The sequence below is a fragment of the Alsobacter ponti genome (genome assembly GCF_024294805.1).
Classification (GTDB): domain Bacteria; phylum Pseudomonadota; class Alphaproteobacteria; order Rhizobiales; family Beijerinckiaceae; genus Alsobacter; species Alsobacter ponti.
This window is the reverse complement of sequence record NZ_JANCLU010000003.1, coordinates 159,918-173,893: the sequence shown is the minus strand read 5'-3', so window position 1 is coordinate 173,893 and position 13,976 is coordinate 159,918. Positions and strand designations below refer to the sequence as shown.

18 protein-coding genes are annotated in these 13,976 nt (G+C 76.1%); 16 read left to right on the top strand and 2 right to left on the bottom strand.

Translation table 11 applies throughout. The features are described 5' to 3' along the window. Nucleotides 1-18: 18 nt before the first annotated feature. The 5 genes from NK718_RS04640 to NK718_RS04620 are packed head-to-tail and all read left to right on the top strand — an operon-like array spanning nt 19 to nt 3,529. The gene (locus NK718_RS04640; protein WP_254739114.1) at nt 19-1,209 is read left to right on the top strand and encodes a phage portal protein; all 1,191 of its coding nucleotides are present in this window, start codon (nt 19-21) and stop codon (nt 1,207-1,209) included. A gap of 37 nt (nt 1,210-1,246) precedes the next feature. Next, the gene (locus NK718_RS04635) at nt 1,247-1,441 is read left to right on the top strand and encodes a hypothetical protein (RefSeq protein WP_254739112.1); all 195 of its coding nucleotides are present in this window, start codon (nt 1,247-1,249) and stop codon (nt 1,439-1,441) included. A 43-nt stretch (nt 1,442-1,484) separates the two neighbouring features. Beyond that, nucleotides 1,485-1,691, top strand: a complete 207-nt coding sequence (locus NK718_RS04630; protein WP_254739110.1) for a hypothetical protein — start codon at nt 1,485-1,487, stop codon at nt 1,689-1,691. Beyond that, nucleotides 1,688-2,257 carry an HK97 family phage prohead protease gene (locus NK718_RS04625; RefSeq protein ID WP_256515391.1) on the top strand — a complete coding sequence of 190 codons (570 nt, stop codon included), beginning with the start codon at nt 1,688-1,690 and terminating at the stop codon, nt 2,255-2,257. The genes NK718_RS04630 and NK718_RS04625 overlap by 4 nt, the downstream gene beginning before the upstream one ends. Nucleotides 2,258-2,278: 21 nt before the next feature. Beyond that, nucleotides 2,279-3,529 (top strand): phage major capsid protein, encoded by a 1,251-nt coding sequence (locus NK718_RS04620; protein ID WP_254739108.1) that lies wholly within the window; start codon nt 2,279-2,281, stop codon nt 3,527-3,529. A 9-nt stretch (nt 3,530-3,538) separates the two neighbouring features. Here NK718_RS04620 and NK718_RS04615 read toward each other — a convergent pair whose 3' ends face one another. Continuing rightward, nucleotides 3,539-4,291: a S1 family peptidase gene (locus NK718_RS04615; RefSeq protein ID WP_254739106.1), complete on the bottom strand. Its 753-nt coding sequence runs from the start codon at nt 4,289-4,291 to the stop codon at nt 3,539-3,541. 76 nt (nt 4,292-4,367) lie between these two features. Here NK718_RS04615 and NK718_RS04610 point away from each other — a divergent pair, with 76 nt between their 5' ends. The 7 genes from NK718_RS04610 (at nt 4,368) to NK718_RS04580 (ending at nt 7,338) form a co-directional block, all read left to right on the top strand. Then, nucleotides 4,368-4,931 (top strand): head-tail connector protein, encoded by a 564-nt coding sequence (locus NK718_RS04610; protein WP_254739104.1) that lies wholly within the window; start codon nt 4,368-4,370, stop codon nt 4,929-4,931. Further along, nucleotides 4,928-5,257 carry a phage head closure protein gene (locus NK718_RS04605; protein WP_254739102.1) on the top strand — a complete coding sequence of 110 codons (330 nt, stop codon included), beginning with the start codon at nt 4,928-4,930 and terminating at the stop codon, nt 5,255-5,257. Before NK718_RS04610 ends, NK718_RS04605 begins: the two co-directional genes overlap by 4 nt. Continuing rightward, nucleotides 5,254-5,661: a DUF3168 domain-containing protein gene (locus NK718_RS04600; RefSeq protein ID WP_254739100.1), complete on the top strand. Its 408-nt coding sequence runs from the start codon at nt 5,254-5,256 to the stop codon at nt 5,659-5,661. Before NK718_RS04605 ends, NK718_RS04600 begins: the two co-directional genes overlap by 4 nt. Nucleotides 5,662-5,681: 20 nt before the next feature. Next, nucleotides 5,682-6,092, top strand: coding sequence for a phage major tail protein, TP901-1 family (locus tag NK718_RS04595; RefSeq protein WP_254739098.1), 411 nt, complete (start codon nt 5,682-5,684; stop codon nt 6,090-6,092). A 10-nt stretch (nt 6,093-6,102) separates the two neighbouring features. Continuing rightward, the gene (locus NK718_RS04590) at nt 6,103-6,534 is read left to right on the top strand and encodes a gene transfer agent family protein (RefSeq protein WP_307730328.1); all 432 of its coding nucleotides are present in this window, start codon (nt 6,103-6,105) and stop codon (nt 6,532-6,534) included. 68 nt (nt 6,535-6,602) lie between these two features. After that, complete coding sequence (locus NK718_RS04585) at nt 6,603-6,770, top strand: rcc01693 family protein (protein WP_371877211.1); 168 nt, start codon at nt 6,603-6,605, stop codon at nt 6,768-6,770. Between the two features lie 16 nt (nt 6,771-6,786). Next, nucleotides 6,787-7,338, top strand: a complete 552-nt coding sequence (locus NK718_RS04580; protein WP_254739094.1) for a phage tail tape measure protein — start codon at nt 6,787-6,789, stop codon at nt 7,336-7,338. A gap of 398 nt (nt 7,339-7,736) precedes the next feature. Here NK718_RS04580 and NK718_RS04575 read toward each other — a convergent pair whose 3' ends face one another. Continuing rightward, on the bottom strand, nt 7,737-7,979 hold the full coding sequence (locus NK718_RS04575; protein ID WP_254739092.1) for an HP1242/YdcH family protein: 243 nt from the start codon (nt 7,977-7,979) through the stop codon (nt 7,737-7,739). A gap of 92 nt (nt 7,980-8,071) precedes the next feature. On the opposite strand from NK718_RS04575, the gene NK718_RS04570 reads away from it, so the two are divergent. From NK718_RS04570 to NK718_RS04555, 4 genes are read left to right on the top strand one after another with little or no spacing between them, the layout of a single operon-like run. Next, entirely contained in the window at nt 8,072-8,713 is a 642-nt protein-coding gene (locus NK718_RS04570; protein ID WP_254739090.1) for a DUF2460 domain-containing protein, read from the top strand. A 7-nt stretch (nt 8,714-8,720) separates the two neighbouring features. Further along, nucleotides 8,721-9,608: a phage/gene transfer agent baseplate hub protein gene (locus tag NK718_RS04565; RefSeq protein ID WP_254739088.1), complete on the top strand. Its 888-nt coding sequence runs from the start codon at nt 8,721-8,723 to the stop codon at nt 9,606-9,608. Then, the gene (locus NK718_RS04560) at nt 9,605-10,051 is read left to right on the top strand and encodes an NlpC/P60 family protein (protein WP_254739086.1); all 447 of its coding nucleotides are present in this window, start codon (nt 9,605-9,607) and stop codon (nt 10,049-10,051) included. Before NK718_RS04565 ends, NK718_RS04560 begins: the two co-directional genes overlap by 4 nt. Next, nucleotides 10,048-13,971, top strand: a complete 3,924-nt coding sequence (locus tag NK718_RS04555; RefSeq protein ID WP_254739084.1) for a baseplate multidomain protein megatron — start codon at nt 10,048-10,050, stop codon at nt 13,969-13,971. The genes NK718_RS04560 and NK718_RS04555 overlap by 4 nt, the downstream gene beginning before the upstream one ends. Nucleotides 13,972-13,976: the final 5 nt, after the last annotated feature.

Genomic DNA, 13,976 nt, shown 5'->3' with positions numbered 1-13,976 from the left:
TCATCGAGGAGATTTGGCATGTCGTTGTTCTCTCGCCTGCTCGGGCGCGGGGCGCGCCCGGGCGCGGCCGACGCGGTGGAGCGCAAGGCGTCGCGCGTGGCGGCCTATGTCGCCCTGCAGCATGGCGGCCGGCCGGCGTGGACGCCGCGCGACTACGCCGCGCTGGCGCGCGAGGGCTACCAGCGCAACGCCGTCGTGCATCGCTGCGTGCGCATGGTGGCCGAGACGGCCGCCGGCGTGCCGCTCTCCGCCTTCGATGGCGAGCGCGAGGCCACGCGCCACCCGGCGCTTGATCTCCTGGCCCGGCCCAACCCGCGCGAGGGCGGCGCGGCGCTGCTGGAGGCCGTGTACGGCCACCTGCTCGTCGCCGGCAACGCCTATGTCGAGGCGGTGTGCGTCGACGGCGCGCCGCGCGAGCTGCACGCGCTACGGCCGGACCGCATGAAGGTGATCCCCGGCGCGGACGGATGGCCGGAGGGCTGGGAATACGGGGTGGGCGGGCGCGCCGTGCGCTTCGCCCGGCCGGCCGAGGGCCTGTCGCCGATCCTCCACCTGACGCTGTTCCACCCGCTCGACGACCATTACGGCCTGTCGCCGATGGAATCGGCGGCGATGGCGCTCGACATCCACAACGCCGCCGGCGCGTGGAACAAGGCGCTGCTCGACAACGCGGCGCGCCCCTCCGGCGCGCTGATCTACGCCGGCGGGCAGGGCGGCAACCTCGGCGACGAACAGTTCGCGCGGCTCAAGGCGGAGCTGGAGGCCGGCTTCCAGGGCGCGGCCAACGCCGGCCGGCCGCTGCTGCTGGAAGGCGGGCTCGACTGGAAGCCGCTGTCGATGAGCCCGAAGGACATGGACTTCATCGAGGCCCGCGCCGCCGCGGCGCGCGAGATCGCGCTGGCCTTCGGCGTGCCGCCGCCGCTGCTCGGCCTGCCGGGCGACAACACCTACGCCAACTACGCCGAGGCGAACCGCGCCTTCTGGCGGCAGACGGTGCTGCCGCTGGTGTCGCGCACCGCGCAGAGCCTGGCGCACTGGCTCGCGCCCGCCTTCGGCGAAGGCCTGCGCCTGGAGCCGGACCTCGACCGCGTCGAGGCGCTGGCCGGCGAGCGCGAGGCGCTGTGGCGGCGCGTCACGGCGGCCGACTTCCTCACCGCCGACGAAAAGCGCCAGGCCGTCGGCTACGGCGCGGCGTCGACCGGGGCCTGACCGGCCCCTTCCGCAATCCCCCGGCCCGGAGGTCCCCATGCTCGAAAGTCCGCTCATCGAGGCCGTGATCGGGCGCGGCGACCTCGCCGACATCGCGCTGCTGCTGTGGGCCAGCGGCGCGTCGGCCTTCGCCTACCGCCTGCTGCGCGAACTCGCCGCCTCGAACCGCCGCTTCGACGAGTTCGTGCGCGAGCTGCACCGTTTCAACAGCCGGGCCGACCGGCGCGGCTGAGGCCGCCTTTTTCGCATCCGTTTTTCAGCACCGAGGACTTGCCATGCTCCATCGCCCCGCCGGGGCGCGGGACGGGGAGGCGCGCCTGCGCCGTCCCCGCGAGCCCGCGCCGGACGTCGAGACGCACGACGCGACGGACGACCTGCCCGACGCCTCGTCCGTGATCCGCGACTTCGTCAGCCTGATCGGCGCGGCGCGGGAGCGCTCCGCCGGAAGACGCTCCCGCCCGCCGCGCGCGAGGCCGGCATGAGCGCCGCCGTGCCCCTGCGCCCGACGCCGCTGCCGCCGCCCGGGCCGACCGAGACCAAGACGGCCCCCGCGCCACCCTCCCTGCGCGAGGGCGCGCCGGGCGTGTTCGAGGGCTACGCCAGCCTGTTCGGCGTCGTCGACCTCGGCCGCGACATGGTGATGCCCGGCGCCTTCGCGCAGAGCCTCGCGAAGCGCGGCGTCGCCGGCGTGCGCATGCTCTGGCAGCACGACCCGCACGAGCCGGTCGGCGCGTGGAGCGTCATCCGCGAGGATGCGCGCGGCCTGTTCGTGCGCGGCCGGCTGAACCTCGCCGTGGCCCGCGCCCGCGAGCTGCTGGCGCTGATGCGCCAGGGCGCGCTCGACGGCCTGTCGATCGGCTTCAAGACCGAGACCGCGCGCGCCGATCCGCGCAGCGGCGTGCGCCGGCTGACGCGGGTCGACCTGTGGGAAATCTCGCTCGTCACCTTCCCGCTCCTGCCGCAGGCGCGCGTCGCCGCCGTCAAGAGCGACCCCGACGCGGCCCTTGCCGCCGCCCTGCGCCGCGCGGCGAGCGCGCTGCGTCCCTGACCTCGCAACCGGAGACACGACATGACCCCGCTTCCCGCTTCCCCCGAGACCAAGGCCGGCGACGTCGCCGGCGCGTTCGAGGAGTTCAACCGCGCCTTCGCGGCCTTCCGCGACGCCAATGACGCGCGCCTCTCCGAGATCGAGACGCGGCTCACCGCCGATCCGCTGACGGTCGACCGGCTCGAGCGCATCGACCGCGCGCTCGACGAGGCCAAGTCGCGGCTGGACCGGCTGCAGATCAAGGCGGCGCGGCCGCCGCTCGGCGCGCCGGAGCCGCGCGGCGACGACGCGCCGGGCCTGGCCGAGCACAAGGCCGCCTTCGACCTCTATGTCCGCGCCGGCGAGGCGTCCGGGCTGAAGAGCCTGGAGGCCAAGGCGCTGTCGGCCGGCTCGGGCCCCGACGGCGGCTACCTGGTGCCGCCGCCGGCCGAGCGCGAGCTGCTGCGCCGCATGAGCGCGGTGTCGCCGATCCGCGCCATCGCCTCGGTGCGCGAGATCTCCACCGCCACCTTCAAGAAGGCCTATTCCAGCGCCGGCCCCGCCGCCGGCTGGGTGGCCGAGGCGGCCGCCCGCCCGGTGACCGGCAGCCAGACCATCCAGGAGCTGAACTTCCCGGCCATGGAGCTCTACGCCATGCCCTCGGCCACGCAGACGCTGCTCGACGACGCCGCCGTCGACATCGAGCAGTGGATCGCCGAGGAGGTGGAGACGGTGTTCGCCGAGCAGGAGGGCGCGGCCTTCGTCAACGGCGACGGCGTCAACAAGCCGTCGGGCTTCCTCGCCGCGACGAAGGCGACGACGGCGGCGTGGAGCTGGGGCAAGCTCGCCTACGTGCCGACGGGCGTCGCCGGCGGCTTCCCCGCCGCCAACCCGTCCGACATGCTGGTCGACCTCGTCTACGCGCTCAAGGCCGGCTACCGGCAGAACGCCAGCTTCGTCATGAACCGCAAGACGCAGGCGGCGATCCGCAAGTTCAAGTCGAGCACGGGCGAGTATCTGTGGCAGCCGCCGGCGGCTGTCGGCCAGCCGGCGACGCTGATGAACTTCCCCGTCGTCGAGGCGGAGGACATGCCCGACATCGCCGCCGACAGCTTCTCGGTGGCGTGCGGCGACTTCCGGCGCGGCTATCTGGTGGTCGACCGGCTGGGCGTGCGCGTGCTGCGCGATCCGTTCACCGCCAAGCCCTACGTGCTGTTCTACACCACCAAGCGCGTCGGCGGCGGCATCCAGGACTTCGACGCCATCAAGCTGCTGAAGTTCGGCCTGTCGTAAGGCGCTGGGTCAGCGCCACTTCGCCAGCACGGAGTCGATCCAGCCGCGCTGCGGGGCGACGAGGAGGGCCTGGGTGAGGCCGCCGCACTTGGCCTTGCCGACGCCCTCCGCCCAGACGGTGACGGCGACGACCTCGCCGCCGTCGCCGAACACCGGGCCGCCGCTGTCGCCCTGGCACGCGCCCGCGCCGGGCTTGGACGACGGGTCGCTGAGCCAGACGAGGATGCGGCTGGGGCCGTACGGCTCCACCACGCCGAGCTCCGCGAGCCGGAAGCGGCCGCCGGTGCGCGGCTCGCCTTCCGCCGCCAGCCCGTAGCCGCCGACGCCGAGCGTCCGCCCGGCGAAGGAGAGCTTGCCGCCGCTCGCGTCGGAAGCCGCCAGCGCGACGGGGGCGAACGGCGCGGGCAGGGGAGCGGGCAGGCGCACCAGCGCGAGGTCGATCGACTGCCGCCGGTTCTGCACCGCCTGGCCGTTATAGCCGGGGTGCAGCGCCACGCCGGAGGGCTCCAGCATCGTCGGCGCGCCGGCGGCGTCGCGGAAATGGATGCGCCACGCCTTCGCCCCCGCGATGCAGTGGCCGGCCGTCATCACGACGTCCGGGGCCACCACCACGCCGGTGCAGAAGCCGCCCCGGTCGTCGAGCACCATCACCGCGTGGCGCGCCAGTTCGGGCGCGTCGCGCCCCTTCACCACGGCCAGCGCCGCGCCGCCAGCGCCCGTCGCGAAGGCGAGCGCCGCCGCCAGCCGTCCCATCGCCCGCATGTCCCGCCTCCCGGCCTCGCCCGGGGGCTGCAATAGCACGCGCCCGCCGTCAGGCAAGCCGCGCCGGAGCTTCGTCATGGCCCTCACACCAATCGCGCCGCCCGCCGCCGAGCCGCTGACCCTCGCCGAGGCGAAGCTGTGGCTGCGCGTCGACGGCGACGAGGAGGACGCGCTGATCGGCGCGCTCGTCGCCGCCGCCCGCGCCGCCGTCGAGGCGGCGAGCGGACGCCTGCTCGTCGCGCAATCCTGGCGATGGAGCCTCGACGCCTGGCCCGCGATGTCGCCCTTCGCCCTGCCGGTCGCGCCGGTGCGCGCCGTCGTGGCGGCGCGGGTGCGCGACGCGGCGGGGCTCGTGACGGACCTCGCCGCCGACGCGTTCGATCTCGACGCCGCGTCGGACCCGCCCCGGCTGGCGTGGCGCGGTCCGCCGCCGCCCGGGCCCGGGCTTGGCGGCGTCGAAATCGACCTCGCCGCCGGCTACGGCGCGCCGGCGGCCGTGCCCGCGCCGCTGATCCAGGCCGTGCGGATCACGCTCGCCGCGCTCTACGAGGCGCGCGGCGACGCGTCGTCGACCTTATCCACCGTGCTTCCGCCCGCCGCGCTGGCGCTCGTCGCGCCGTTCCGCCGGGTGCGCCTGTGAGCCGCCCCGCCATCGCCGACCGCCGCGCGCGCGTGACGCTGCTCGCCCCGGTCGAGACGCCGGACGGCTTCGGCGGCGTGCTGCGCAGCTTCTCGCCGCGCGCCTGCGTCTGGGCCGCGTTCGAGCCGCTGCGCGCCGCCGACGCGCAGGTCGCCGACGCGCCGGGGCAGGTCGTGACGCACCGGGTCACGCTGCGCCGCGACAGCGGCGTCGACGCCTCGATGCGCCTGCAGCGTGGCGCGCGCCTGTTCACCGTGCAGGCCGTGTTCGATCCCGACGAGAGGCGGCGCGACCTCGTCTGCCTGTGCGAGGAGGTGAAGCCGTGACCGGTCCCGTCTCCGCCCTGCGCAAGGCCGTGCGGCAGCGCCTCGTGGACGACGCGGCGCTGCTGGCGCTGCTCGGCGGCCCGCGCGTCCACGACGAGCCGCCGCGCGCCGCCGAGCCGCCCTATGTCACCTTCGGCCCGGCCTCCGCCGCAGCGTGGAACGCCGGCGCGGTCGCCGGCCGACGCCACGCGCTCAGCCTCGTCGTCTGGTCGCGCCAGGGCGGCGACGCCGAGGCGCTCGCCATCGCCGCGCGGCTCGAGGAACTGCTCGACGACGCCACGCTGACGCTGGAGGGGCACCGCCTCGTGCTGCTCTCCGTCTCCGGCCTGGAGACGGCGCGCCCGGACCGCGCCGGGTTGCGCCGCGTCACGCTGCGCCTCGCCGCCCTTACCGAACCGCTCTGACCATCGAGAAAGGACCGCTCATGCCCGCTCAGAAGGGGAAGGACCTGCTGCTCAAGCTCGGCGACGGCGCGGGCGCGTTCGTCACCGTGGCGGGGCTGCGGGCGCGCCAGATCAGCCTCGGCGCGGACGCCGTGGACGTCACCCACGCCGAGTCGGCCGGCCGCTGGCGCGAACTCCTCGCCGGGGCGGGCGTGCGCCGCGCCACCGTCAGCGGCGCGGGCGTGTTCCGCAACGAGGCCTCGGACGCGCAGGTGCGCGCCTGCTTCTTCGCCGACGCGCTGCGCGACTGGCAGATCGTGGTGCCCGGATTCGGCGTGATCCAGGGCCCGTTCCAGATCCGCGCGCTCGACTATCGCGGCGACCACGCCACGGAACTCACCTTCGACCTGACGCTGGAGAGCGCCGGCGCGCTCGCCTTCACCCCCGCCTGAGGAGGCCGCCATGTCCGCGTTTCCCGAGGGGCGCCGCGCCAATCCCCGCCGCGGCGAGGTCGAGGCCGAGCTGGGCGGCCGCCGCTTCGTTCTGTGCCTGACGCTCGGCGCCCTGGCCGAGCTGGAGGCCGCGTTCGGCGTCGACGATTTGTCGGCGCTGGGCCGCAGGCTGGCGCGCGGCGGCCTGTCCTCGCGCGACCTGCTGCGCATTCTCGGCGCGGGCGCGCGCGGCGGCGGCGCGGCGCTCACCGACGCGGAAATCGCGGCGCTGCCGCTCGGCGGCGGGCTCGCCGCCTGGGTCGACGCGGCGGCGCGGCTGCTGGACGCCACATTCGCCGACGACCGGCCGGAACCATCGCCCGCGCCGCCGATTGGGAGCGACCCCGATCCGCGAGGGTCCGGGGTAGACTCGGGCGTGGCGGCGTCAGCCGTCCGCCCTTGAGCGCCGCAGGACGCCGACGCGTTCCGGGGGAGGGCGTTCCCTCCCACCCGTTCCCCTGGGACGAGGCCTTGGCCCTCGGGTTCGGCGTCCTGCGGCTTTCTTCCGACGCATTCTGGCGCATGACGCTGCGCGAACTGGCCGCCGCCGCGCGCGGCGCGGGCGGCCGGTCGGCTTCCGGCGATCCGCCCGGCCGCGACGCGCTCGCCGCGCTGATGCGCGCCCACCCCGACGCCTGAACTGATGGAGAGCGGAATGGACCCTCTCACCGACCTGCCCGGCCTCGACCCCGAGCGGTTCGACGCGCTGACGCGCTCGGCCGAACGCTTCGGCGGGGCGCTCACCGCCGCCTTCGCCGGCGGCGTGGCGCGCGGGCGCAGTTTCGACCAGGTGCTGCAGGGGGTCGGCGCGCGGCTGATCGACATCGGCCTGCGCGCGGCGATGCAGCCTTTCGAGGCGGCTCTGTCGGGCGTGCTGAGGAGCGCCGCGTCGGCGCTGGCCGGCGGCTTCGGCGGCGCAGGCGGGGCCAGCGTGCGCCCGTTCGCCGACGGCGGCGTCATCGCCTCTCCGACCTGGTTCCCGCTCGGCCGCGACGTGGGGCTTGCCGGCGAGGCCGGGCCGGAGGCGATCCTGCCGCTGTCGCGCGGTTCCGACGGCCGCCTCGGCGTGCGGGCCTCGGGCGGCGCAAGGCCGGTGCAGGTCAATGTCAGCATCGCCACGCCGGACGCCGACAGCTTCCGCCGCTCCGAAGCCCAAATCTCCGCCGCCCTCGCCCGCGCCGTGGCGCGTGGACAAAGGGCGCTGTGAGGCGGCGTGCGGAGGTGAATTCGCGACGAGGGTGAGGGCGCGGCTGAAGGAGCGCAAAGTGCGGACGCCAGTCCGCCCGTCCCCGGAACCCCGGAGCGCCAGCGCAAAGTGCGGACGCCAGTCCGCCCGTCCCCGGAACCCCGGAGCGCCAGCGGAGGGGTGTCCGGGGCCTAGCGAATGGATGATGCCGCGAAGCGGCGCTTCATCAGCCTTTTCCATACGGACGCGCTGACGCGCGACATATTGCGCTGGGCCCCGGATCCGGTTCCGCTTTCGCTGCACCGGTCCGGGGACGGGCGGGCTTCGTCCGCGCTTCGGAAATCTTAGGGTACGGAAGCTGGGGCTCCGGCTCAATGGCCGGCGCAGCGCGGCGGCGCTTGGGCGTGGCCCTCTTCCGCCTACGCGGCGGAGCGGAGCATGGCGGCGATTTCGTCCTTCAGCTTCAGGCGCTTCTTCTTGAGGTCCTCCAGCGTGGCGTCGCTGGCCGGCTCCACGTCCGACTCGATGCGGTGAATCTCGCGATTCACCGTCTCGTAGCTCTCGGCGATGCGCGCGAAATGGGCGTCGCCGATGCGCAGGCGGGAAATGGCCGACGCCGAGAGGGGGAACTCCTCGTGCAGGCCATGGGGGACGTGGGACATTCTCAGGCTCCTGTGGGGTGGGTCGACCCGTATCCAAGCGCGCGGGTCGCCGCGCCGCCTTGAGCAGGATCAACGCGAAAATCGGAGACACGATGGCATCGCCCTTCGACGAGGTGCGGTTTCCGCTCGACGTGGCGCTGCGCGGCAGCGGCGGGCCGAGGCGGCGGACCGACGTGGTGGCCACCGGCTCGGGCCGCGAGGAGCGCAACGCCCGTTGGGCGCATGCGCGGCGCGTTTACGACGCCGGTTCGGGGGTCAAGACGCTGGAGGCGCTGGCCGCCATCGTCGCCTTCTTCGAGGAGCGGCGCGGCCGCCTCACCGGCTTTCGCTGGCGCGACCGGCTGGACGACCGCTCCTGCGCGCCCGGACGCGAGCCGACCGCGCTCGACCAGGCGATCGGCGTCGGCGACGGCGCGCGCTCGCGCTTCCAGCTCGTGAAGACCTATGGCGAGGGGCCCTCCGCCTATACGCGGCCCATCGTCAAGCCCGTGCCCGGCAGCGTGCGCGTGGCGGTCGACGGCGTCGTGCGGACGGACGCCCAGGTGAGCGTGGACCCCACGACCGGCGTCGTCGCCTTCGCGCCCGGCTTCACGCCGCCGGCCGGCGCACGCGTGACGGCGGGCTACCTGTTCGACGTGCCGGTGCGCTTCGACACCGACGAGCTGTCGGTGGACCTCGACGCCTTCGCCGCGGGGGAGATCCCCCGCATCCCGCTCATCGAAATCGTGCCCTGAGGCCCCCATGCGCGACCTTCCGGAAGGACTCGCCGCCGCGCTCGCCGGCGGCGCGACGACGCTTGCCCGCTGCTGGCGGCTGGCGCGCCGCGACGGCCTGACGCTGGGCTTCACCGACCACGACCGCGACATCGCCTTCGGCGGGCTCGTCCACGCCGCCGGCACGGGGCTCGAGGCCGCCGACCTGCAGAGCGAGTTGGGCTTCGCCGTCGGCGGCGGCGAGGTGTCGGGCGCGCTCTCCGCGCCGGGGCTCGCCGAGGCCGACCTGGCGGCGGGCCGCTGGGACGACGCCGCCGTCGAGCTGTGGCTGGTCGACTGGGAGAACCCGGACAACCGCCTGCTGCTGGAGGTCGGCTCGCTCGGCGAGGTGCGCCGCGCCGGCGCGGCCTTCACCGCCGAGCTGCGCGGCCTGGCGCACCGGCTCGACGAGACGCGCGGCCGGCTGTTCCAGGCCGGCTGCGACGCGGAGCTGGGCGACGCGCGCTGCGGCGTCGCGCTCGCCGCCTGGCGCGGCCGCGGCGTCGTGGCGCGCACCGACGGGGCGGCGTGGATCGTCGCAAGCGGGCTCGACGCCTTCGCTTCCGGCGTGCTGGCCGGCGGCCTCGTCACCTTCGCCGGCGGCGCCAACGCCGGCGTCGCCGTCGAGGTGAAGGCGCACGGACGCGAGCCCGACGGCGCGACGCTGGCGCTGTGGGAGGCGATGGCCGCGCCGATCGCGCCGGGGGACGTGTTCGACGTCACGGCGGGCTGCGACAAGAGCTTCGCCACCTGCCGCGCGCGCTTCGGCAACGGCGTCAATTTCCGCGGCTTCCCGCACATCCCCGGCAACGATTTCGTGGTCCGCGTGGCGCGCGACGGCGAGCCCGGCCTCGACGGCGGGAGCCTGTTCCGGTGAGCGCCGCGACGCGCGAGGCGGCGCTGGCCGAGGCGCGGCGCTGGATCGGCACGCCCTATCGCCACGCCGCCTCGCTGCGCGGCGTCGGCTGCGACTGCCTGGGCCTGGCGCGCGGCGTCTGGCGGGCGCTGCACGGCGCGGAGCCGGAGCCGCCGCCGCCCTACGCCCCCGACTGGGCCGAGGCCGGCGGAACCGAGGCGCTGCGCGACGCGCTCGCCCGCTGGCTCGCAACGCTGCCGCCGGACGCGGCGGAGCCGGGCGACGTGCTGCTGTTCCGCTTCCGCGCCGGCGCGCCGGCCAAGCATCTCGGCGTGATGAGCGCGCCGGGCCGCATGATCCACGCGCAGGAGGGCGCGTCGGTGGCCGAGACGCCGTTCGGCGTCTGGCGCCGGCGGCTCGTCGGCGTCTTCCGCTTCCCCGATCCCGCGAGGCCGTCGCCATGACCACGCTCGTCCTTCAGGCCGTCGGCAGCTTCGTCGGCTCGGCGCTCGGCGGCCCCGTCGGCAGCGTCATCGGCCAGGCGGTCGGCGCGGCGGCCGGCGCGGCCATCGACAGCGCGCTCCTCGACGCCGCGACGCCGGCGCGCCGCGTCCAGGGGCCGCGCCTTTCCGCCATGGCGGGCCTCGCCTCCACCGAGGGCGCGCCGATGCCGCGCGTCTACGGCCGGGCCCGCGTCGGCGGCCAGCTCATCTGGGCGACGCGCTTCCGCGAGAGCCGCAAGGTGACCAAGAGCGGCGGCAAGGGAACCGGCAAGGTGCGCGCCACCACCTGGTCCTACACCGCCAACCTCGCCGTCGGCCTGTGCGAGGGGCCGATCGCCTTCGTCCGGCGCGTCTGGGCCGACGGGCGCGAGCTGGACCTCTCCACCCTCGTCATGCGCGTCTATCGCGGCGACGAGGCGCAGGAGCCCGACCCGCTGATCGTCGCCAAGGAAGGCGCGGACGCCGCGCCCGCCTATCGCGGCGCGGCTTACGTCGTGTTCGAGGACCTGCCGCTCGCCGATTTCGGCAACCGCGTGCCGCAGCTCTCCTTCGAGGTGGTGAAGCCGGTCGCCGGGCTGGCCGAGCGCATCCGCGCCGTCTGCCTGATCCCCGGCGCGGGGGAGTTCGTCTATTGCGAGGAGCCGGTGTTCGCCGCCGACGCGCTGGGCGCGAGCCGGCGGCTGAACCGCCGCCAGCTCACCCGTTCGAGCGACATCGCCGCCTCGCTCGACGCGCTGCAGGCGCTGTGCCCGCGGCTCGAGCGCGTGTCGCTGGTGGTGAGCTGGTTCGGCGACGATCTGCGCGCCGGCGCGTGCCGCATCGCGCCGCGCGTCGAGACGGCCTCGGCCGGAGCCGCCGGCCGCGAGTGGCGCGGCGGCGGGCTGGCGCGGGCGCAGGCGCGCGTCGTCTCGCAGGTCGACGGCCGGCCCGCCTTCGGCGGCACGCCGGACGACGCCAGCGTCATCGCCCTTATCCGCGCGCTGAAGGAGCGCGGCCTCGCCGTCACGCTCTACCCCTTCGCCATGATGGACGTGCCGGAAGGCAACGCCCTGCCGGACCCGTGGACGGGGGCGGCCTCGCAGCCGGCCTATCCGTGGCGCGGGCGCGTCACCTGCGATCCCGCGCCGGGGCGTCCCGGCACGCCGGACGCCACGGCGGCGGCCGGCGGCCAGCTCGCCGCCTTCTTCGGCGCCGTGCCGGCCTCCGCCTTCACCGTCCGGGGAGACCGGATCGACTGCGCCTCGGACGAATGGTCGTGGCGGCGGCTGGTGCTGCACTGCGCGCACCTGGCCAAGGCGGCGGGCGGGGTCGACGCGCTGCTGATCGGCTCGGAGCTGGTCGGCCTCACCCGCGTGCGCTCCGCGCCGGGCGTCTACCCGGCGGCGGCGCACCTGGCCGCGCTGGCGCGCGACGCGCGCGCCGTGCTCGGCCCGGCGACGCGCATCTCCTACGCCGCCGACTGGACGGAATACGGCGCGCACGCGCCCACGCCGGGCGAGCTGCGCTTTCCTCTCGATCCGCTGTGGGCGAGCCCCGACATCGACGCCGTGGGTGTCGACGCGTGGTGGCCGCTCGCAGACTGGCGCGACGGGCCGCTGCACGCGGACGCCGCGCGCGCCCGCGGCGTCCACGACCCCGCCTATCTGCTCGCCAACCAGGCGGCTGGCGAGGGCTTCGACTGGTACTACGCCGACGACGCCGACCGCGCCGCGCAGCGCCGCTCGCCGATCGCGGACGGAGCCGGCAAGCCGTGGGTCTGGCGCGTCAAGGATCTCGTCGGCTGGTGGTCGAACCCGCATGTCGAGCGCGTCGGCGGGGTCGAGCTGGCCTCGCCGACGGCCTGGACGCCGCAATCGAAGCCGATCTGGCTCACCGAGACCGGCTGCCCTGCGGTCGACAAGGGGGCGAACGGGCCCAACGCCTTCCCGGACCCGAAATCGTCCGAGGGCGGCCTGCCGCCGTTCTCGAGCGGGGCGCGGGACGACCTGATGCAGGCCCGCGCCGTGGCGGCCACGCTGACCCGCTTCGACCCCGCCGCGCCCGGCCATCCCGCCGGCGCGAACCCGCTCTCGCCCGTCTATGGCGGGCCGATGGTCGACCCCTCGCGCGTCTTCGTCTGGGCGTGGGACGCGCGGCCCTTCCCGGCCTTCCCGGCGCTCGCCGACGTGTGGGCGGACGCGCCGGCGTGGGACGTCGGGCACTGGCTCAACGGACGGCTGGAGGGCGCGCCGCTCGACCGTCTGGTCGCCGCCATCCTCGCCGATTTCGGCGCGCCGCAAGCGGCCGAACTGGCGCTCGACGGCTTCGTCGAGGGCTACGTGGTGGACCGGCCGATGACGGCGCGCGCCGCGCTGGAGCCGCTGGCCGCTTTGTTCGGCTTCGACGCGGTGGCGAGCGGCGGCCGGCTGCGCTTCGCCGGGCGCGCCGCGCGGCCCGTCGCCGCGCTCGGCCCCGACGACCTCGTGCCCGACCGCGACGGCGCGACGCTGCGCCTGTCGCGCGCCCAGGCCAGCGAGCTGCCGCGCGCGCTCGCCGTGTCGTTCGCGGACGGGGAGGGCGACTACGCCATCGCCTCCGCGGCCTCGCGGCGGGTCGAGGGTCCGAGCCGGCGCGAGACGTCGCTGGAGGTCGCCGCCGTGCTGCCGCGCGCCGAGGCCGCGCGGCTCGCCGAGGCGGCGCTGCACGAAGTCTGGATCGGGCGCGAGACGGCGAGCTTCGCAGTCCGCCCCGGGCTGGTGGCGCTGGAGGTCGGCGACGTGGTCGGCCTGCCGCTCGACCAAGGCGAGCGCCCGTTCCGCATCACCCGCATCCGCGACGCGGGAGCGCGCGAGATGGAGGCCCGCGCCGCCTGGGCCGGCCCGGCCGGCGGCGGAGCGCGCCCGGCCTCGCGTCCCGCCGGGCGCGGCGGGCCCGACGTCGCCGGCGCGCCGGCGGTGGTCGCGGTCGACTGGCCGGCCGGCCTCGCCAACCCGCCCGTGCTGCAATCGCTCGCCGTCGCGGCGGAGCCGTGGCCGGGCGCGATGGCGGTCTGGCGCTCGGCCGACGGGGCGAGCGACACGCTGCTCGGCCTCGTCGACGCGCCCGCCACGGTGGGCGTCACCTGCGCGCCGCTGCCGCCCGGTCCTCTGTGGCGGTGGGACCGCGCCGCGGTCCTCGACGTGCGGCTCTCCGACGACGCGCTCGCCGCCGCCGGCGACATCGATGCGCTGGCCGGCGTCTCGGCGGTCGCGGTGCGCGGCCCGGACGGCGCGTGGGAGGCCATCGCCTTCGCCCGCGCCGAACTGGTGGGGTCGCGCCGCTGGCGGCTGACGCGGCTGCTGCGCGGGCTCGGCGGCTCCGAGCCCTGCGCCGCGCGCGCCGTCCCGGCCGACAGCGCCGTCGTGCTGCTCGACGAGCGCCTGTTCCCCGTCGCCACCGGGCCGGACGCGCTGGGCCGGGCCTGGCGCTACCGCGTCGGCGCGGCGGATGCGGGGACGGGCGGCGACGCGGTGACGACGCTCTCCGCCGCCGCCGGCCCTGCCGCGCTGCGCCCGCTCGCCCCGGTGCGCGCCGCCGCGCGTCGCACGCCGGCGGGCGTGGCGATCTCCTGGCTGCGCCGGGGCCGCGTCGACGCCGATTCCTGGGAGCCCCTCGACATCCCGCTCGACGAGGCGGCGGAGCGCTACGAGGTCGACATCCTCGCCGGGCCGGCCCTCGGCGCGCCCGTGAAGCGCACGCTCGCCTGCGATCAACCGTTCGCCCTCTACGAGACGGCCGCCGAGCTGGCCGATTTCGGCGCGGCGCAGGCGGCGCTGACGCTGCGCGTCGCCGCCCTCAGCGCCGTCGTCGGCCGCGGCGCGGCGCTCGCGGCCACGCTCGCCGTGGCCAACCCCTCCGCCTGAAAGGA